At 74.2% G+C, this 19,332-nt stretch carries 15 protein-coding genes and 1 pseudogene; 9 read left to right on the top strand and 7 right to left on the bottom strand.

The features are described from left to right. Window positions 1-226 (top strand): hypothetical protein (locus VGI02_RS08650; RefSeq protein ID WP_331626903.1); only part of this gene is annotated, 226 nt, incomplete at its 5' end. Then, window positions 223-1,221, top strand: a pseudogene (locus VGI02_RS08645) (glycosyltransferase family 4 protein); the annotation flags it as partial. The gene VGI02_RS08650 and the pseudogene VGI02_RS08645, both read left to right, overlap by 4 nt. A gap of 50 nt (window positions 1,222-1,271) precedes the next feature. Here VGI02_RS08645 and VGI02_RS08640 read toward each other — a convergent pair. Beyond that, window positions 1,272-2,462: a GNAT family N-acetyltransferase gene (locus VGI02_RS08640; RefSeq protein ID WP_331626902.1), complete on the bottom strand. Its 1,191-nt coding sequence runs from the start codon at window positions 2,460-2,462 to the stop codon at window positions 1,272-1,274. 191 nt (window positions 2,463-2,653) lie between these two features. On the opposite strand from VGI02_RS08640, the gene VGI02_RS08635 reads away from it, so the two are divergent. The 5 genes from VGI02_RS08635 to VGI02_RS08615 all read left to right on the top strand — a co-directional run bounded on the left by VGI02_RS08635 (window position 2,654) and on the right by VGI02_RS08615 (window position 10,059). Then, window positions 2,654-3,262, top strand: coding sequence for a hypothetical protein (locus VGI02_RS08635; protein ID WP_331626900.1), 609 nt, complete (start codon window positions 2,654-2,656; stop codon window positions 3,260-3,262). Between the two features lie 512 nt (window positions 3,263-3,774). Next, window positions 3,775-5,241 carry an ArnT family glycosyltransferase gene (locus tag VGI02_RS08630; RefSeq protein ID WP_331626899.1) on the top strand — a complete coding sequence of 489 codons (1,467 nt, stop codon included), beginning with the start codon at window positions 3,775-3,777 and terminating at the stop codon, window positions 5,239-5,241. 3 nt (window positions 5,242-5,244) lie between these two features. Then, a complete protein-coding gene (locus VGI02_RS08625) occupies window positions 5,245-6,591 on the top strand; it encodes a beta-galactosidase (RefSeq protein ID WP_331626898.1) in 1,347 nt (448 codons plus the stop codon). A gap of 135 nt (window positions 6,592-6,726) precedes the next feature. After that, complete coding sequence (locus tag VGI02_RS08620) at window positions 6,727-8,268, top strand: oligosaccharide flippase family protein (RefSeq protein ID WP_331626896.1); 1,542 nt, start codon at window positions 6,727-6,729, stop codon at window positions 8,266-8,268. Window positions 8,269-8,478: 210 nt separating this feature from the next. Beyond that, window positions 8,479-10,059, top strand: coding sequence for a DUF6777 domain-containing protein (locus tag VGI02_RS08615; protein ID WP_331626895.1), 1,581 nt, complete (start codon window positions 8,479-8,481; stop codon window positions 10,057-10,059). Window positions 10,060-10,119: 60 nt separating this feature from the next. On the opposite strand, the gene VGI02_RS08610 is transcribed toward VGI02_RS08615, so the two are convergent. Beyond that, window positions 10,120-11,079, bottom strand: coding sequence for a GlxA family transcriptional regulator (locus VGI02_RS08610; protein ID WP_331626894.1), 960 nt, complete (start codon window positions 11,077-11,079; stop codon window positions 10,120-10,122). Window positions 11,080-11,151: 72 nt separating this feature from the next. Between VGI02_RS08610 and VGI02_RS08605 the strand changes: the two genes are divergently transcribed. Together VGI02_RS08605 and VGI02_RS08600 are read left to right on the top strand one after the other, a co-directional pair. After that, window positions 11,152-12,456 (top strand): MFS transporter, encoded by a 1,305-nt coding sequence (locus tag VGI02_RS08605; protein WP_414638222.1) that lies wholly within the window; start codon window positions 11,152-11,154, stop codon window positions 12,454-12,456. Between the two features lie 142 nt (window positions 12,457-12,598). After that, entirely contained in the window at window positions 12,599-14,293 is a 1,695-nt protein-coding gene (locus tag VGI02_RS08600; protein WP_331626892.1) for a DUF6777 domain-containing protein, read from the top strand. Between the two features lie 66 nt (window positions 14,294-14,359). Here the strand turns inward: VGI02_RS08600 and VGI02_RS08595 are convergent, their stop codons facing one another. The 5 genes from VGI02_RS08595 to VGI02_RS08575 form a co-directional block, all read right to left on the bottom strand. Further along, window positions 14,360-15,262, bottom strand: coding sequence for an ABC transporter permease (locus tag VGI02_RS08595; RefSeq protein ID WP_331626891.1), 903 nt, complete (start codon window positions 15,260-15,262; stop codon window positions 14,360-14,362). Next, window positions 15,252-16,055 (bottom strand): ABC transporter ATP-binding protein, encoded by an 804-nt coding sequence (locus VGI02_RS08590; protein WP_331626890.1) that lies wholly within the window; start codon window positions 16,053-16,055, stop codon window positions 15,252-15,254. Before VGI02_RS08590 ends, VGI02_RS08595 begins: the two co-directional genes overlap by 11 nt. Before the next feature lie 27 nt (window positions 16,056-16,082). Then, the gene (locus tag VGI02_RS08585) at window positions 16,083-17,156 is read right to left on the bottom strand and encodes an ABC transporter substrate-binding protein (RefSeq protein ID WP_331626889.1); all 1,074 of its coding nucleotides are present in this window, start codon (window positions 17,154-17,156) and stop codon (window positions 16,083-16,085) included. Between the two features lie 277 nt (window positions 17,157-17,433). Further along, a complete protein-coding gene (locus VGI02_RS08580) occupies window positions 17,434-18,375 on the bottom strand; it encodes an MBL fold metallo-hydrolase (RefSeq protein ID WP_331626888.1) in 942 nt (313 codons plus the stop codon). A 182-nt stretch (window positions 18,376-18,557) separates the two neighbouring features. Beyond that, window positions 18,558-19,325: an SDR family oxidoreductase gene (locus tag VGI02_RS08575; protein WP_331626887.1), complete on the bottom strand. Its 768-nt coding sequence runs from the start codon at window positions 19,323-19,325 to the stop codon at window positions 18,558-18,560. Between the last annotated feature and the right edge of the window lie 7 nt (window positions 19,326-19,332).

The raw sequence follows: 19,332 nt of genomic DNA, 5'->3' as shown, positions 1-19,332 counted from the left end.
CCTGCTGCACTCCCTGGCCATCCAGGACGCCTGCGAGCACGGCATCCGCTGGTTCCACATGGGGGAGTCCGACGCCGGGTCGGGGCCGGAGCACTTCAAGCGCTACTTCGGCGCCGTGCCCGTCGAGTACGCGGCGCTGCGGTTCGAGCGGCTGCCGCTCTCGCGGGCCGAGCAGACCGCCCGCGCGGCGTTCGGCGCCGTCTCGCGACTGCGCCGGTCGTCGTGAGCCGCGTCGTCCTCTCGATCTACGACGACCTCGGCAACCCGCACTACGGCGGGGGCGGGGCCGCGGTCGCCGCGCGGGTGGCGAGCCGGCTCGCCGACGAGCACGACGTCACCGTCTACTGCGGGTCCTACCCGGGCTCGATCTCCGGGATGCGCGACGGCGTGCGGTACGTCCACCTGCCCGTCGGGTGGGCCGGGCCGCGGGGCGGGCAGATCCTGTTCACGCTGCTCGTGCCGCTGCTCGCCCTCGTCGTGCGCCCGGACGTGTGGATCGAGAGCCTCACCCCGCCGGTGTCGGCGAGCCTGCTGCCGCTGGTGGCGCGGTGCCCCGTCGTCGGCCTCGTGCAGATGCTGTGCGGGGCGGACATGCAGCGCCGCTACGGGCTGCCGTTCGAGGCGGTCGAGCGGCGCGGGCTCGCGCTGTACCGGCACTTCGTGGTGCTCAACGACGTCGACGCCCGCCTCGTCGGGTCGTTCAGCCCGCGGGCCCGGGTCACCGTGATCCCCAACGGGATCGACCTGCCGGAGGACGGCGACGCCGGCGAGGACGTCTCCGACGGGCCGGTGCTCTTCCTGGGGCGCATCGACGTGCGCCAGAAGGGGCTCGACCTGCTCCTCGCGGCCGTCCGGGACGACCCGACGATCCGGCTCGACGTCGCCGGCTCCGGTACCGCGGCCGAGGAGGCGCGGCTGCGTGAGCTGGTCGCGGATCTCGGGCCGCGGGTGCGGCTGCTCGGGCGGGTCGAGGGTGACGCGAAGGAGGAGCTGCTGCGGTCCTGCTCGGTGATGGTGGTGCCCTCGCGCTACGAGACGTTCTGTCTGACCGCACTGGAGGCCATGGCCCACGGCCGCCCGGTGATCACCTTCGACCTCGACCGGTTGGGATGGATCGGGCCCGGCGCGGGCCTCACGGTGCCGGCGTTCGACGTCGAGGCGCTGCGGGCCGGGATCGTCGCGCTGACCGGCGACCGGGCCCTTCGCGCGGAGCTGGGGCGGGTCGCCCGGGCCCGCAGCCGCGCCTTCGACCGGCGGATCGTCGAAGCGCGCTACTCCGCGCTGGTGAGCGACCTGCTCGCGGCGGCGCCCGAAGCTCCCGGACCGCCCGATCGGCCCGCACCGCCCGGGCGCCAGCGGTTGCGGAAGGCGGACAGCCGGGCCCGGGTGTCGTCGGACATGCGGGCGACGGCCTCCGCGCGCAGCCGCGCGGCGCTCGCGAGGGCGGCGCGGTGGGCGGAGCCGGTCAGCCGGTGGCCGAAGACCTGGAGGCGGACCTGCTCGCGGGTGCCGCTGGCGAGGTCGGCCTTGTACGACTCGGCGTCGCCGAGCAGGTCGAGCTCGCTCAGCTCGGGATCCTCGCAGCAGTGATCGACGAGGTGGTGCGTGAGCACGATCCCGGGCCCGAGCTTCGTGAGGTCGTCGTCCATGCCGAGCTTCAGGAAGTACAGCGCGCCGCCCTGGCGCAGGCAGTAGCCGAACGCCACCGAGCGCCCGTCGATGCGCAGGTGCACGAGCCGGAGGATGCCCTCGGCGGCGGCCCAGCGGGCGCCCTCGGTGTAGAAGCGCACGCTCGCCGGGGAGGACCGGATCGCCGAGCCGGCCGCGAGCTTCCACGGCCGCGCCTCGAGGCGGAGTCCCTCGTCGAGCAGCTCGTCCAGATCCCCTGCGCTTCCTGGGTCGTCAGTGCCGTCCCGGACGTCGAGGACGACCTCTCCCGCATCGTCCATCCGGTGGCGTAGCCGGCGCATCCCGTGCCTGCGGTTCTTCGAGAGACGGCGCAGGAACGACGCCTGGTCGCCGGTGGTGTCGATGTAGGGCGACTCGCAGACCGGCCGCTCCAACGACGGCGCCCCGGCCCGCCGCGCGGCCGCGCGGAGGGCGGCGGTCGCGGGGGAGTCGGCGGCCAGCGCGGCGAGGTCGACGGTGGTGCCCGCCGCGAGGAGACGGTCGGCCAGTTCGGCGGCGGCCTCGTCGTCGGCGAGCACCGGGACGAAGCGCGCGGTCTCGTGGTTGGTGGGGGCACGCAGCCCCAGGGGACCCGGCAGCAGTGGGAGCACGCCCACCAGCTCGCCGCCGCGCTCGACGGTCAGCAGCCGGAGGTCGTCCGCGCGACCGAAAGCGTCCGCCCACGCGCCGAGCCAGCCGGGGCGCATGAACGGGGGCGCCCCGGACGCCACGGCGAGGGCGTCCCATCGCGCGCGGAGCTCGGGGTCGGGGGCGCGGAGGTCGCGCGGTCGCATGGGCGCGGACGCTAGTGGGCCGGGAAGCCGCTGACCAGGGACATCGCGCTGCGTCGCCGGACCGTCGCGGGGCGTGGATCGAGGGAACTCCCCACCCCGGTCGAGGGCTCGCACCATCGGATCGGCGGCCGCACGTTGCGACGCTCGTCCGGTCGGTCCGCCAGGGGCCGCACCAGGCCGGAGGAGACGCCATGACCGCCAGCGCGCAGCGTGGGCCCGGCGCGCTCGTCCGCGCGTTCGCCGCGGCACTGCGCGGCGAGGAGGTCGCGCTGCCCGCCCTGCTGCCGCCGGCCCCGTCGGGCCTCGGCTACCCGGCTCCCTCCGCGTACCCGAGGCTCCCGATGCCCTCGGCGGCGGCCCTGGCCCCCGCGGGTCTGACGCCGGCCGGCGCGATCGAGATGGCCGCCGCCGAGCTGGCCGAGCTCGAGGGCGTCGAGCCCCGTCACGCCCGGCCGACCGGGGGAGGACCCCACCCGGATCGGAGGGTCGGCCCCTCCGGCCCGCGGGCTCACCCCCTCGGATCGCCTGCCGCCGACGCGCAGGCTCGATCCCGAGCAACAGAGCACCGGCCCCAGCGGGGTCGCCCGGCCGAGGAGTCACGGATGAACGCCACGATCATCGATCTGCAGACCGAGCGTCTGGCCCGTCGCCGCGTGCGCGCCGGCGCGGTCTCCTCGGCCGCCGAGATGGCCGAGACCTGCCGCGTGCTGCTGTTCCACCGGCGCGCGGCCCGCGCCCCGCGGGTCGCCGTCGGCAACCCGTCCACCGGCCCCGGCCGCCGTGCGGACCTGCAGCGATGACCGGGACGAGGACCGGCGAATCCGTCAAATCCCCCGCGCCGGAGACTGTTCGTGTTCGCGTGGCCGTCGATAGAGTGAATCATTCGGAATCTGTCGCCGCCGACCCTCACACGGAGTTCCTGCGGCCGGGTCTCGGGTCCGGGTGGGGAGGTGGGGACGTGCCCGAGAACCACGGCGTCCCGGGTGGCCGGGCGCAGGGCCCGCGGCCCACCGGCCCCGTCCCGGGGCAACCCCGTCCGTCCGGTCCCCACCCCGCCCGCATCCCGGGTCAGCGCCCCGTCCCGGGTGGACCGCCGCGCCCGCCCGGCCCGCCCCGGCCACCGGGACCGCCCGGCCCGCCGGGGCCGGCGTGGGGTCGTCCTCCCGGCGCCGAGGTGCGCCCGGCTCCGCCGTCCGGTGCGGCCGGACCGCAGGGCCCCGCGCTCACTTCGATCATCAGGCCGTCCCAGCGGGGCCGCACGGGGTGGCTGACCATCGGGCGCACGTGGCCGCTGACGGTCGTCATCGGTCTGGTGGCTTTCGCGGCCCGGGCGATCGGCCTCGCGCGGGCGAACGACCTGTACATCGACGAACTGATCTACGCCCGGATCGGGAACTCCGTCGCGTCGGGGCAGACCCCGACCTTCGACGGCCTCCACTTCTACCTCCACCCGATCGGCTCGTTCCTCCTGGACGCGGCGTTCATCAAGATCTTCGGTCTCGGGTCGCTGCCGGTGATGGATCTCGTCTACGCCCTGCGCTGGCTCACCGCGATCATCGGCGCGGTCACCGTCGTGCTCGGGTTCCGGCTCCTGCGCAAGGTGGTGCCGCTCCCGATCGCCCTCGGCGGCGCGGCGGTCCTGGCGTTCGACCCGTTCATCCTGCGCAACGACAGCCGCCTGATGCTCGAGACGCCGGCCACGATGTGGACCCTCGCCGCCTGGCTGCTGCTCCTCGGCGTCCTGACCAACCCGGCGACCCCGTGGGTCCGGCGCTGGCGCGAGGTCGGGGTGGGCGTGGTCTTCGGGTTCGCCCTGGCGACCAAGGACATGACCGCCATCCAGATCCTCGTCCCGCTGGCCCTCGCGGTCGTCTGGCGGAAGACGCTCGGGTCGGCGCAGGTCGGGCGGATCGTGCTCGGCTCGCTGCTGCCGTACGCGGTCCTCGTGTCCGCGATCGCTGTGAGCGGCGACTTCGGGGAGTGGGCGGACCAGAAGCTCGGCGGCGTCCGCCGGATGATCGGGCTCGACCAGATGACGGGCTTCCACGCGGCCAACGTGAGCCTCGTCGACCGCCTGATCGCCGAGCTCTCCCGCTTCGGGACCAGCTACATCCTGCTGGGCCTCTGCCTCTTCGCCGGCCTGGGCACCGTGTTCGCGAAGGCGACCGCCCGGCGGCTGATGGGCCTGATCGGGGTGTCCACCGGCGTGTTCGGGGTGTACGCCGCGGCGGCGGGAGCCCTCGAGGAGCAGTTCGGCTACTACACCGTCGTCGTCGCCGTCGTGGTCTGCGCGACGTCGCTCGCCGAGCTGCGCGACCGGCGTCCGAAGCTGCGACGTCCGCTCGTGGTGCTCGCGTCGGTGTTCGTCGTGGCCACCCTCGTGCTCGGGATGTCGGCGCGCGTCACCGTCGACGACACGTTCCCGCAGGCGCGGGCCTGGATGGAGACGAACCTGCCGCCGGACGCCCGGGTCGGGCTCACCGGACCGGTCGCCCAGCTCGCCTTCCTGCCCCGCGAGGGCTGGGGCGACTGGCCCAGCCTGACCCAGCTGCGCGACAACAACGCTCAGTACGTCCTGACGTCGGCACGACCGCTCGAGCAGGGGTACGGCGACGCCGCCCCCCAGATGCTGACCTGGTTGCAGCAGCACGCCCGCCCGATCTACACCGCCCACGGGCCCTCCAACGGCGACACCACCGTCTGGCAGGTCGACCGGCCCGCCCTCGACGCGGCGATCGCCGCAGGCCAGGACGTCCCTCCGGTCTCCGAGAGCGGATGAGTCGTGCGCGCTCGATGGTGGGTCGCCGGGTCCAGCGCGGTGGCGGTGGTGGCGGTGGTGGTCCTGCTGACGGCCTTCGGGTCGATCGGCGGACCCGCCCGGCCGGACCGGCCGGCGTTCGGGGTCCTCGGATCGTCCTGCGCTCCCGATCGGGTCGCGGCGCTGCGACAGGCCGGCGTCACCACGGCCATGACCGAGATGCAGTGGGCCCAGGCCGAACCGGCCCCGGGGGTCGTCGACGAGGACTACCTCGCGTCCATCCGGGACCGGGTCCGGGCGTGCGCCCAGGGCGGGATGCGGGTGGTGCTGGGGCTCGGGCTGCAGAACCCGCCGTCGTGGGTCCTCCGCCTGCCGGGCGCGACCTACCTCGACCAGGAAGGCCGCACCTCCTCCCAGGGTGAGGCCGACCTGGTGTTCAGCGCCGAGGCGCGGGACGCCGCCGTCGCCTACCTGCGCGACGTGGCCGGCCGGGGCGGCTTCGAGCGCGTGGCCACCGTCCGGCTCGCCGGGGAGCTCGGCTACCCCAGTCCGGAACCCGGGTCGAGCGGGACGACGTTCTGGGCCTTCGGCCCGGCCGCTCAGGGCGGACCCGGCCGGGCGGTCGGGGTCGAGCCGTCACCGATGCCCGGCTGGCTCCCGGGCTCGCCGACGTGGCAGGACGCGCCGGTCGGCGCCGACGCGGTGGGTCGCTGGTACGACTGGTACGCCGGGTCGCTGGCCGACTCGATCGTGTGGCTGGCGGACGCGATGCGCGGGGTCGGCTTCACCGGGGACTTCCACGTCCCGGTGGCCGGCCGCGGGGTGCTGCCCGCCGACCGGCAGGAGGCGGTCGACGGTCTGCTCGACGGCCGGGCCGACCCGGACGGCGCGCTCGGGAAGGGCGGCGACTACCCCGCGCAGTTCGGGGTGTTCGCCGATCTCGACGCGAAGCTGCGGGGACAGTCCCCGCCGTCACGGCTGTTGATCGACTTCACGAGCCTGGACGACGACAGCGCCGTCCGGGCGCGGGCCGCGGATCCCCCGCAGGACACCTGCCGTCCGGACGACACCACCGCGTCACTCACCGCCGCGGGTCTGGACCGCGGGGCCAGCCAGCGCTGGACGGTCACGCTGGCCCACGAGGCGGGTCTCGGGGTCGTCGCCGAGAACCCGGGACCCCCCGACTTCGACAACACCGGAGGGACCGCGCAGTCGGACAGCGTGGCCGACCAGATGGTCCAGGCCGGCCGCTACGCGCGCGACTGCCGCCTCGAGGCCTGGTACCTCGCGTTCGAGGACCAGCTCTTCGAGCCCGGGTCGGGCATCGACGTGGCGGCCTACGGCCGGGTGATCGCGGGGCCCGGGTCGTGAGCCGGGTGTCGTGAGCCGGGTGTCGTGAGCGCGGAGTAGGGACTGCCCCCGTCGTCTCCAGGGTCGTCCCCATCCCGCCCGACCCCCGCCCGACGGGACGCTGAACTCGCCCACCAGCGAGGAAGGCCACCCACGATGCGAGACCTCCGAGAACACCAGTCCGCCGCCACCGGCACCGCGGTCCTGATGGCCGCGATCGCCCTGGCCGCACCGCTGAACTACGGATTCGGGCTCGCGCTCGCGTGGCTGCTGCCCGCCGCCGACTTCGGCGCGGTCAGCGTGCTGCTGACAGTGCTGCTGCTGGCCACCTCGGTCCTCGCCGCGGGGTTCCCGTGGGCCCTGGCTCGCAGGGTCGCCCGCGAGGAGGACCCGGAGTCCGCGGCCGCGTCGTTCCGGGCGGCCCTGATCGGCAACGTGGGGCTCGGAGCCGTGCTCGCGGCGGGCTTCGCCGGCGTCCAGCTCGCGACCGGCGCGATCCTGCCCGGCGCCGGGACGGGTCTCACCCTGCTCGTCGCGGCCACCATCGTGCTGCTCGCGCTCGGCCAGGTCCTCATCGGCGGCCTCCAGGGCACGCGGCGCTTCACCGCCGTGAGCGCCGCCCGCATCGCGGAGGTCGTCGTCAAGGTGGCGGTCGGTCTCGGCGTGGTCGCGCTGGTCGGCGCCGGCATCGTCGGGGTCGCGTGGGCGCTGCTGATCGGCGCGGCCGCCGCGGCGGGGACGGCGTGGTGGATGTACCGCGACCGCCTGCCCGGCCTGCGCGGCACGGTCGCCGGGTGGCGGGAGTTCGCGGCCGCCGCGCCGATGGCCGTGGCGACCACCGGCTTCGGACTGATCGGCACCCTCGACGTGCTGCTTCTCGGCGTCCTCGGCCAGGGCCACGGCGTCACCGTCGCCGCGATCGGCAGCTACCAGGCGGCGGCCATCCTGGCCAAGGCACCGTTCCTGGTCGGCAGCACCCTCTCCGACGTGGTGTTCCCCTTCATCGCCCGGGCCCGCGGCGCCGCGGAGGCGCACGGCTGGGTCGTCACCGGGCTGCGGTGGGTTCCTCTCGGCCTGGTGCCGATGCTGCTCGTCCTCGCGGTCACCCCGGACTCGTTCATCGGGCGGCTGTTCCCCGCCGACTACGCCGACGCCGCGGGCCCGACCCGGGTGATCGCGCTCGGTGCCGTCGGGCTGATCGTCGGGGACATGCTGCTCAAGGCCCTCTTCGCCCGTCACCTCGCCGGTGCGGCCGCGGTCCGGATCCCCGCCGCCGCGGTCGCCGAGGTCGCGACGATGGCCCTCCTCGTTCCCGGCCACGGAGCGATGGGAGCCGCGGCCGGCTTCGCGGTCGGGGCCTGGGTCGGCGTCGGGGTCCTCGCCTCCGTGTACCTGCGCCACCACCCCGTCGGCGCGCTCCCGGTCCGCCGGGCGCTGGCCTGGTCCGCCGCGGCCGGCGTGCTCACCGGCCTGCTGGCCCTCGCCTCGGCGGCGGGACCCGGGCTCGACCTGGTCATCATCGCCGTGGCCCTGCTGGTCTACGCGGCGCTCGCGGTCGGGCTGGGCGCGGTCCCGGCGCAGGACGTCGCCCGGGCCCGCGGGCTGCTGGGCCGCCTCACGGGGTCCGCAGCCGCACCCGTTCCCGCAGCCGCGCCGGCGGCCGTCCCTGCCCCCGTCCTGGAGGGAGCTCCGGAATGACCGCCCTCGGGCGCGTCCGTGAGGGCGGGCCGTCCCTGCTCCGTGTCTCCTCCGGAGGCCCGGGGTAGGGCAAACCCTCGGCAAGATCGTCGGGTTGTCCCCGGGCTGGTCGGGGGTGGACACGATCGTGGCGGGGCGCTGATCGCGACAGGCTTGTCCTCACACCGGAACGGAGCCGCCAGGGCTTCTCAGACACACCAGGAGCCTTCGATGACCGCCTTCGATCCCCGCACCGTCCACACCATGCCCGGCCAGCAGTTCGGGACCCCCCGCAACGACGCCGCGCAGTACGGCAGCGGCCAGTTCCGCACCGACCAGTTCCGCACCCAGGGCTTCGCGGGCCAGCAGTTCCCCGGCTCGGTCCCGCCGCCGCCCTCACACCCATCCCGGGCCAAGCGCCCGCTCGCCGCGAAGATCGTCGCCGGCATGGTCGCCGCCGGGCTCGTCGTCGGCGGAGCCGGCACCTGGATGGCCCTGTCCGGTGGCTCGGCCGAAGCCGCGGTGCAGACCACCTCGTTCGCCGGGGCCAACCCCACCACCGTCCCCTTCGGGACCGACGCCCCCCAGGTCGCCGCCGTCGCCGCGACCGGCCCGCAGACCGGGGACACCACCGGGCTCTACGCCGCCACCACCCCGGCCGCCTGCACCACCGCCGACTACCTCACCCAGCTCCAGGGCGACCCGGCCAAGCTCGCCGCCCTCGGCGGGGTGTTCGGCATCGGCGCCACCGATGTCCCCGCGTTCGTCGAGTCGCTGTCCCCGGTGGTGCTCCGGGCGAACACCTCGGTGACCGACCACCCCTACACCGACGGCGCGTTCACCGCCCAGCCCACCATCCTCGCCTCCGGCACCGCGGTCCTGGTCAACTCCTACGGCGAACCCACCATCAAGTGCTTCAACGGCAACCCGCTCACCGCCGGCGCTGCCAGCTCCGAGGCGGTCACCGTGGTCCCCACCACCGCGGTCATCACCGAGTACTCGTTCACCTCGATCGACAACACCCGGGTGGTGGTCACCCCCGGCAAGCCCGACCCCAAGCCGATCCCCGGCCCGAACCCCACCACCACCCCGACCCCCGACCCCGCGCTGGTCAAGGCAGCCGAGGCGGCCAAGGCCACCGCTACCACCGCCCGCGCCGAGGCCACCGCCGCCCGGGACAAGGCGAACAACCTCAAGACCGCCGCGCAGATCGCCGCGACCAACCTCACCGCCGCCCAGGCCGACCTGGAGCGGGCCAAGAACGAGGGTGCGAACCCCCAGGTCCTCGCCGAGCTGCAGAAGGTCGTGGACCAGGCCAAGGAAGACGCGGAGACCACGGCGAACCAGGCCAAGTACGCCGACGCCGCGGCCACCAGCGCCGAAGGCACCGCCGCCCAGGCCGACAAGAACGCCACCGACGCCCAGCAGAAGGCCGACGACTCCGCGAAGGCGCCCGCCGAGGACAAGAACAAGAACAAGAACGAGCCGGTGAAGACCAAGGTCGACCCCACCGTCACCGGCCCCGAGGGCCAGGCACCGATCACGGGCCAGACCCCCGCCAACACCTCGATCCCCTGCGGCGCCGTCGCCGACACCACCGCCACCACCAAGAACTGCACCGTCCCCGCCGGCTCCGCCGACACCGCCACCGGCACCACCCCGGCCAAGGACACCACCGGCACCGGCACCGGCACCGGTTCCAAGGGCACCGGCTCCAAGGGCACCAGCGGCTCCTCGACCTCCGGCTCCTCGAGCAGCAGCTCCTCGGCCGGCGGCTCGCAGAGCAGCAGCAAGGAGGGCAACGACAAGTGACCTGACCCCCCGACCACGACGCCCGGCCCCACCACCGTGGGGCCGGGCATTCGTGCGTCGTCAGGCGGTCTCGGCCCACTGCCGCCGGTAGGCCAGCGGGGACATCCCGAGCGTCGCCCCGAGGTGGGCGCGCAGCGACGACGCGCTCCCCAGGCCGGACCCGGCCGCCACCCGATCCACCGGCAGCGTCGTCGTCTCCAGCAGGTGCCGGGCGTGGGCGAGGCGCTGGGCGAGCAGCCAGGCCGCGGGCGAGCGGCCGGTCTCGGCGCGGAACCGTCGGGTGAAGGTGCGGACGCTCATCGCGCACGCCGCGGCCAGGTCCGCGACCGCGATCGGCTCGGCCAGGTGCGCCAGCGCCCAGGCGCGGGCCGCCGCTGTCCCGCCGTCCGCGCGGTCGTCGGGCACCGGTGCGTCGATGAACTGGGCCTGCCCGCCGTCGCGCCACGGGGCGACGACGGAATAGCGCGCGACGGCGTTCGCGACGTCGCTGCCGTGATCGCGGCGCAGCACGTGCAGGCACAGGTCGATCCCGGCCGCGAGACCGGCCGAGGTCAGCAGATCGCCCTCGTCGACGAAGAGCACGTCCTCGTCGAGCTCGACGGCGGGGAAGAGCCGGCGGAAGTCGGCGGCGCGCGCCCAGTGCGTCGTCGCGCGGCGGCCGTCCAGACGACCGGCGGCCGCGAGGACGAACGCCCCGCTGCAGATCGACATCCAGCGCGCCCGCGCCGGGACCAGGGCCAGCGCCTCGGCCACCTCGGGTGGCAGGACGCCGTCGCGGCGCACCGGAACGCAGTGGGTGCCGGGGACGATCACGGTGTCGGCCTCGGCGAGCGCCTCCGGTCCGTGGTCGAGCTCGAGGCGGTACCCGCTGGTCACCCGCACGCTGCGCTGAACCCCGCAGACGCGGACGTCGTAGAGCGGTTCGCCGTTGCGCCGGGCCTCGCCGAGGATCTGCGAGGCCATGGGGAGGTCGAACCCGACGACGGCGTCGAGCGCCAGGACCGCCACGCGATGCACCATGGCCTGATCCTGGCACATATCGACGTTTCGGCCACTGGATCACCGTCGCCGGTTCGACCAGGCTCGACTCCCGTGTCCACGACCACGCCTCCCGCCTCGTCGGGCCTGCGCGCGAACAGCTGGCCCTGGGCGGTCGCCGCCACCGCCTTCGTCGCCCTCATGTGCGCGGCGGGCTTCCGCTCGGCACCCGGGGTGCTCATCGACCCGCTGCACTCCGAATTCGGCTGGTCCCACGCCACGATCTCCGCGGCGGTGTCGGTCAACCTCGTGCTCTACGGGGTGATCTCACCGTTCGCCGCGGCGCTGATGGAGCGCTTCGGGATGCGCCGCGTGGTCACGGCCGGGCTGCTGCTCGTCGCGGCGGGCAGCGGGCTCACGGTCTTCATCGACGCGCCGTGGCAGTTGGTCCTGCTGTGGGGCGTCTGCATCGGGGTCGGGACCGGGGCGACGGCGCTGGCGTTCGTGGCGACGGTGACCGGGCGCTGGTTCGTGCGCCACCGCGGCCTGGTCAGCGGGGTCCTGACGGCGGCGCAGTCGGCGGGCGGGCTGGTTTTCCTCCCGCTGATGGCCTCGCTCGCGTCCTCCCACGGCTGGCGGCCCGCCTCGCTCGTGGTCACCGCGGGCGCGCTGCTCGTCGTGCCGCTGGTGGTGTTCCTGCTCCGCGACCGCCCGAGCGACGTCGGCACCGTCGCGCTCGGCGCCGACCCCGACGCCCCCGAACCCCCCGCCCGCCCGACGGGCGGCGCGGTCCGCCACGCCCTGACGGTGCTGCGCGACGCGGCCCGGACCGGCCCGTTCTGGCTGCTCGCCGGCGGGTTCGCCATCTGCGGCGCAACCACGGTCGGCCTCGTGAACACCCACTTCGTCCCCGCCGCGCACGACCACGGGATGCCGGCGACGACGGCGGCCGGGCTGCTCGCCGTCGTCGGGGTGTTCGACGTCGCGGGAACGATCGCGTCGGGGTGGTTCACCGACCGCATCGATCCCCGACGCCTGCTGATCGCCTACTACCTGCTCCGCGGCGCGTCCCTGGCCGTGCTCCCGATCCTGCTCGGACCGTCCGCCACACCACCGATCTGGGCGTTCATCGTGTTCTACGGCCTGGACTGGGTCGCGACGGTGCCGCCGACGGTGTCCCTGGCCCGCGAGCACTTCGGGGAGCGGGCCCCGGTCGTCTTCGGCTGGATCTTCGCTTCGCACCAGATCGGGTCGGCCATCGCCGCGCTCGGCGCGGGCCTGCTGCGCGACGAGACCGGCTCCTACACCTCGGCGTGGGTGACCGCGGGCGGGCTCTGCGCGGTCGCGGCGGTGCTCTCCCTGCTGGTGCCGAGGGCGGTCGATCGGGAGACGCGGGTCGTGCCCGTGGCCGGCGGGTAGGGAGAACCCCACCGCGGTCCGGGGGTCCTCCCTGCGCTCGTCGGGGGCGCACACGATCGTTGCGCGGGCCCGATCGCGACAGGCTTCTCCCATCACCGAGACGGGACCACCGAGGCCCCGGACCAGCGCCGAGGAGCCCCGCATGACCGCCTTCGATCCCCGCACCGTCCACTCCATGCCGGCCCAGCAGTACGGCACCCCCCGCCCCGACGCCGCGCCGTTCCGGACTCAGGGCTTCGGGAACCAGCAGTTCCCCGGCCCGATCCCGCCGCCGCCCTCCCGGCCGTCCCGCGGCAAGCGCCCGATGGCCGCCAAGCTCGTGGCCGGGCTCATCGCCGCCGGCCTCGTCGCCGGCGGTGCCGGCACCTGGATCGCCCTCTCGGGCGCGTCGACCGAGGCCGCCGTGCAGACCACCTCGTACGCCGGCGCCGACCCCACCACCACCCCGTTCGGGACCGACGCCCCGCAGGTCGCCGCCGTGTCCGCCTCCGGGCCGCAGTCCGGCGACACCGCGGGACTCTTCGCCGCCACCACCCCGCCGTCCTGCAACAACGCCGACTTCCTGGCCCAGCTGCAGGCCGACCCGGACAAGCTCGCCGCGTTCGGCGGAGTCTTCGAGATCGGCGCATCGGACGTGCCGGCGTTCGTCGACAGCCTGTCCCCGGTCGTGCTGCGCGCCGCCACCTCGGTCACCGACCACCCCTTCGCCGACGGCGCGTTCACCGAGCAGCCGGCCGTCCTCGCCTCCGGCACCGCCGTGCTGGTCAACAGCTACGGCGAGCCGACCGTCAAGTGCTTCAACGGCAACCCGCTGACCGGCGGCGCGGCCGCCGCGGGCGCCGTCACCGTCACCCCCACCGGGCAGGCCATCGCCCAGTTCCGGTTCACCAGCGTCGACAACACCACGACCGTCGTCGTCCCGGGCAAGCCCGACCCCAAGCCGCACCCCGGGCCCAACCCCACGTCGGTCACCGCGCGCTACAACTACGACGGGTCGGTGCTGCTCTCCGACGGGCGCATCCTCAACGCCGACGGCAGCGTCCGGGCGCCGAAGGCCCCGATCCCGGCCGGGGGCACCGTGAACCCTGACGGGTCGGTCACCGTGAACGGCAAGACCTTCAACCCGGACGGCACCCAGCGCGCGACCATCACCGTCCCGCCGCAGACCATCCAGCTCCCGGAGGGCGGGTCCACGACCGTCCCGGGCTTCACCATCCGGGCCGACGGCACCGCGGTCGACTCGGCGGGCGCTCCGATCACCCCCCAGCCGAAGGTGATCTTCAACTACGACGGCACCGCGACGGTGATCAGCGGGAACGCGGTCGTCGTCTGGGGGACCGACGGCAACTTCAAGTCCAAGTTCACCGCGGTGGCGCCGGACAAGGTCAACCCCGACGGCTCGATCACCAAGGGCGACGGCAGCATCGTCAACCCCGACGGCTCGACCAAGCGCACGCCGGTCGACCTCCCCGGCCACCAGACCCTCGACCCGAACGGCGGCGAGGACAAGGGCAAGGACCCGAAGCCCGCCGGCGGCACCGACGGCCAGTCCCAGCCCGCCCCGGGTCAGACCGGCACCACCGGCGGCCAGACCTGCGGCGCCATCGTCGCCGACACCGCCACCAAGGCCTGCAAGCTCCCGACCGGCTCCGCCGACTCCGCGACGGGCACCACGACGGACAAGGGCTCGGCGGCCGGCACCCGGAGCGGCTCGACCACCGGCTCCGCGAAGGACACCGGCGCCACCTCGGGCTCCGGCTCGACGGGAAGCAGCACCTTGAGCACCGGCTCCTCCGACGCCGGCTCGCAGACCAGTAAGGAGGGCTCCGGCAAGTGACCTGACCCGACCACCCACGACGCCCGGCCCCACTCCGGTGGGGCCGGGCATTCGTGCGTCGAGCCGCTACAGGGCCGTCGTCAGCCCTCGCGCGCGGAGGATCCGCCGCTCCGCCGGACGGAAGGCCACCAGCTCCACCCCGATGCCGACGACGAGGATCAGGATGATCGCGGCCATCACCGTGGGCATGTCGGAGAGCGACTGGCCCTGGTTGAGGTAGGCGCCCAGCCCGAAGCCGAGGCTGGGCGAGGTCGCAATGATCTCGGCCGCCATGAGCGAGCGCCACGAGAACGCCCATCCCTGCTTGAGCCCGCCGAGGAAGCCGGGCAGCGCCGCCGGGAGCATGATCAGCCGCGCGGACTGGAACCGGGACGCACCCATGGCGTGCCCGACCCGCGGCAGCAGCGGTGGCACCTGGTCGATCCCGGACACCAGGCCGTTCGCGATCGAGGGCACCGCGCCCATGAGCACCACGAAGTAGATCGTCGAATCGGTCAGCCCGAACCACAGCACCGCGGCGGGCACCCAGGCCACCGACGGCAGGCTCTGCAGCCCGGTCAGCAGCGGCCCGATCGCGGAGCGCACCAGCGGCACCGTCGCGACGAGCAGCCCCAGCGGGGTCCCGACGACGACCGCCAGCAGGAAGCCCAGCACCGCGCGGCTGATCGACGTCCAGATGATCGAGAGCGCCTGGCCGTCGACGAGCTGCGCCCCGATCTGGCCGAACACCGCGCCGGGGGCGGGGAGCTTGAACTCCGGCCAGATCGCCGAGGCCCAGAGGATCTGCCAGATCACGATGAACAGGACCACCGCGACGACGGGCGGCACCACGCCCGTGGCGAACCGCTTCCACCACGGCGCGCGGTGCTCCGTGGGGGTGTCGAGCGCGTCCAGTCCCCGCCCGACGTCGAGGCTCCCGTCGGGGTCCCGCTGGTCGCGGGTGAGCACGTCCGCGTCGTCAGCGGCCATGGGCCGAGATCACCTCGCGGAGCTCGGTCGTGATGTCGACGTGGAGCTGGTCCGGGTCGGTGTCGACGCCCGTGCCCCACTCCCGCACCACACGGCCCGGGCGTGAGGAGAGCAGCACGACCCGCTCGGCCAGGCGCACCGACTCCCGCACGTCGTGGGTGACGAACAGGATCGTCGTGCCCGTCGCCTCCCAGACGCGCAGGAGCTCGGCCTGCAGGAAGTCGCGGGTGATCGCGTCGAGCGCCCCGAACGGCTCGTCCATGAGCAGGACCCCGGGCTCCACCTCGGTGGCCCCGGAACCACCCACGCCGGTGGCCGCCGCGAGCGCCCGGGCGAGCGCGACGCGCTGCCGCATGCCCCCGGAGAGCTCGTGCGGCCGCTTCTCGGCCTGGCCGTCGAGGCGGACCAGACGCAGCAGCTCCGCCGCGCGCTCCCGGCGCGCGGCACGGCCCACCCCCGCCAGACGCAACGGCAGTTCGACGTTGCGCCCCGCGGTGAGCCACGGCAGCAGCGCGGACTCCTGGAACATCACCGCGGGACGCGACGACGACCGGTCCACGGTCCCCGTCGTGGGCCGGTCGAGGCCGGCGACGACGTTGAGCAGCGTCGACTTCCCGCAGCCGGAGGCCCCGAGCAGGCAGACGAACTCCCCCGGCGCGACCGAGAGGTCCACGCCGTCGAGCGCGACGACGGCGTCGTCGCCCCGGCCGAAGACCTTCGAGACGCCCCTGACCTCGACAGCGGGCGGGCCCGTCCGGGGCGTGGGGCCGGTGCGCTCGAGCGTGGCGGTCATGTGGATGCCCTCCGAGAGGTGGTGGTGCTACTTCTGGTCGAGGCCGGCGGCGTCCACGGTGGGCCGCCCCGCCGCGGTCAGGGCCTGGTTGAGCGGGCCGACGTCGATCAGGCCCTTGACGTTCGTCGCCGAGTTCGCGGTCCCGGCGGTCACCGCGTCCTGGGCGAGCTGCGGGAACGTCGACGCCAGCGGGTCGGGGTTCAGGCTGACGTCGGCCCACGCCCGGTCGAGGACGTTCTGGGGTAGCGGCTTGCTGCCCGCGGCGCCGAGCCCGGCGTTGGCGGCGCTCTTCGCGGCGTCCGGGTTCGTCCGGGCGAGGTCCTCCGAGGCGACGAGGCCCTTGAGGAACGCCGCGACGGTGGCCGGGTGCGCCTGCACGTAGTCGGTGCGGGCGATGACCACCGTGGTCGGGAACTGGCCGTTCGGCCACAGCGTCCGCTCGTCGATGAGCTGGGTCGCGCCGGCCTGCAGCACGAACTGCGAGGCATACGGCTCGGGCAGCCACCCGCCGTCGAGCTGGCCGGTCTTGTAGGCATCGAGGGCCCGGGCGTTGTCGATGTTGACGACCTCGACCGCGTTCGGCCCGGTGCCGATCGGCAGGTTGTTCTGCTTGAGCCACTTCTTGAGCGAGATGTCCTGGGTGTTCGCGAGCTGCGGCGTCGCGATCTTCTTACCCAGGAGCTGCTGCGGGCTCGTGATGCCGGGCCGCACCACGAGCTGGGCGCCGCCCGAGGTGGCACCGGAGATCACGCGGATGCCGTCGGGGTTCTGCTTATAGGCGTTGATCGCCGGGCCGGAACCGATGAACCCGAGGTCGATGGAGTTGCCGAGCAGCGCCGCGGTCTCCGCCGGGCCGGCGTTGAAGGTCTGCGTCGAGAGCGTCGTCTGTCCGAGGTTCTGCGCGAACAGCCCGTTCTGCACGCCGATGAGGGCGCCGGCGTGGGTGATGTTCGGGAAGTAGCCGAGGCGCAGCTGGGGAGCAGGCCCCTGGTCGGCGACGGGCGCGGTGGAGGACTCCTGGGCGCGGCTGCAGCCCGCGGCCAGGGAGAGGACGGCGAGCGCGGCGACGAGGAGCGCACGCCAGGTACGGGAGCGGGTCACGGGTGGGGTTCTCCTGGGGCCACCCCGCGCGGTCACGGCGGGGTCGGGGACGGGGCAAGGACGTCCCGCCGGCTCGCGGCGGCCCGGGCGTCGTCAGGACGACGACGCCGGGCGCATCCGGGCTGGCGTCAGGAGAACAGACAGGTGGAGCTGTGGAGCCGGCCGAAGTCGACGTGGCGACGGGCCACGAGGCGCACTCCGGAAGCGGTCACGGACGCCAAGCCTGCCATGTCCGGCACCGGCTGGCCACGATCGTGATCCGGACGACGCAGCGCACCTACGCGAAGCAGGTCAGCGGACCCCCGTGGAAAGTGACCATGTCGTCGAGCGCCGCGAACACGTCGATGGCGCCGCCGCGCTCGAGCCCGTCGAGCTCGGCGTAGGCGCGGTGGAGGTTGCCGACGATGCGCTCGGCGTCGGGCCAGTCGGTGAATCGGCCGAGGTCGGTGTCCCGCGCGGCCTGCAGCGGGCTGACCCCGGCCTCGCGTCCGCGCGTCGCGACGTCGAGGACGAAGCGCAGGTAGTCCAGCGTCGCGTCGAGCGGCGCCCGGTCGTGGAACACGGGGCCGTGACCGGGCACGATCGTCCGCGCGGCCAGCGGCGCGAGCACGTTCTCGAGGACGTCCACCGCCCCGGTCACCGACCCCATGAGCAGGAACGGCGTGCCCCCGTTGAACACCAGGTCACCGCAGAACAGCGTCGAGCGCTCGGGGAACCAGACGATCGAGTCGTTGGTGGTGTGCGCGGGGGTGCCGACGTGGATCACCTCGCCGCGCAGGTCCCCGGCGTGCACCGCGACGCGGTCGGTGAAGGTCAGGAACGGCGGGTCGAGGGGCAGGTCGCCCCAGTCCGGGTTCTGCCAGTAGGGCAGCTCACGGGCCGGGCCGAACGCGATGGCCTCGGCGCGCGCCTTCTCGTGCGCGACGACGGTGGCGCCCGCGAACAGCACGTTGCCGAAGGTGTGGTCGCCGTGGTGGTGGGTGTTGACCAGCGTGCGCACCGGGGCGGTGCTGACCGTGGCGATGGCGTCGAGGAAGGCGCGGGTGCGCCGCTCGGTCGAGCAGGAGTCGACGGCGATCACGCCCTGCGGCCCCACGACGAAGCCGGTGTTGTTGATCCACCACGTGCCGTCGGGCTGGACGTACGCGTGGATGCCGTCGGAGACCTCCTCGAGCCGCGGCGGGCCGGGCTCGGTGATGTCGTCGTGGCGGGCGCTCATGAGGTGACCTCCGGTCGCAGTGGGACGGGAGCCGCGGGCCCGTGCACCACTACGGACACTAGGCAATTGATCATGGAAAGATGCACACCTGGAACGGGCAGATTTCCATGATCAACTGCCTAGTCGGAGAATCTACCTACTCCGTCTCCGCGGTTCCTCGTCACGCTCCGGGACCGGCCGTCTCAGTGCGCCGACCAGATCCCGCCGTCGACGGGCAGGACCGCCCCGGTGACGTACGCACTCGCGCGGGAGGCGAGGAAGACCGCGGCACCCGCCATGTCGTCGGGCCCACCGATCCGTCCCAGCACGCTGCTCCGCGCGATCTCGTCGCCGCGCTCGGCCAGGGTCGCGGCCATCATCTTCGACTCGAAGGGCCCCGGGGCGATGGCGTTGACGCGGACGTTGCGCGGCCCCAGCTCGGCGGCCAGCACGCGGGTCAGCTGGTGCACGCCCGCCTTGCTCGCGGAGTAGGAGTACGTCGGCAGCGAGGTGACGCGCAGGCCGTCGATGCTCCCGACGTTGATCACGCTGGCCGTGTCGTCGGCGGACGCGGACGCCTCGAGCAACGGGAGGAACGCGCGGGTCAGGAAGAACGGCGCCTTGAGGTTGAGGTCGACCACCTTGTCCCAGGCCGCCGCCGGGAACTCCTCGAGCGGGGCGCCCCACGTGGCGCCGGCGTTGTTGACCAGCACGTGGACGCGCTGCTCGCGGGCCGAGACCTCACCGGCGAGCCGCGAGCACTCGTCCTCGGTGGACACGTCCGCGGGGGTCGAGGTGACCGTCCCGTGGGCCGCCAGCTCGGCGACGGCGTCGTCGCCCGCGGCCGCCTTGCGGGAGCTGATGTAGACCGACGCGCCGGCGTCGAGCAGCCCGCGCGCGATCATCAGGCCGATCCCGCGCGTGCCACCGGTGACCACGGCGACCTTGCCGGTCAGGTCGAAGAGATTCACGACGTCC

The sequence above is a fragment of the Actinomycetospora sp. genome (genome assembly GCF_036497245.1).
In the GTDB taxonomy this organism is placed as follows: Bacteria; Actinomycetota; Actinomycetes; order Mycobacteriales; family Pseudonocardiaceae; genus Actinomycetospora.
This window is presented reverse-complemented; position numbering and strand designations above follow the sequence as displayed.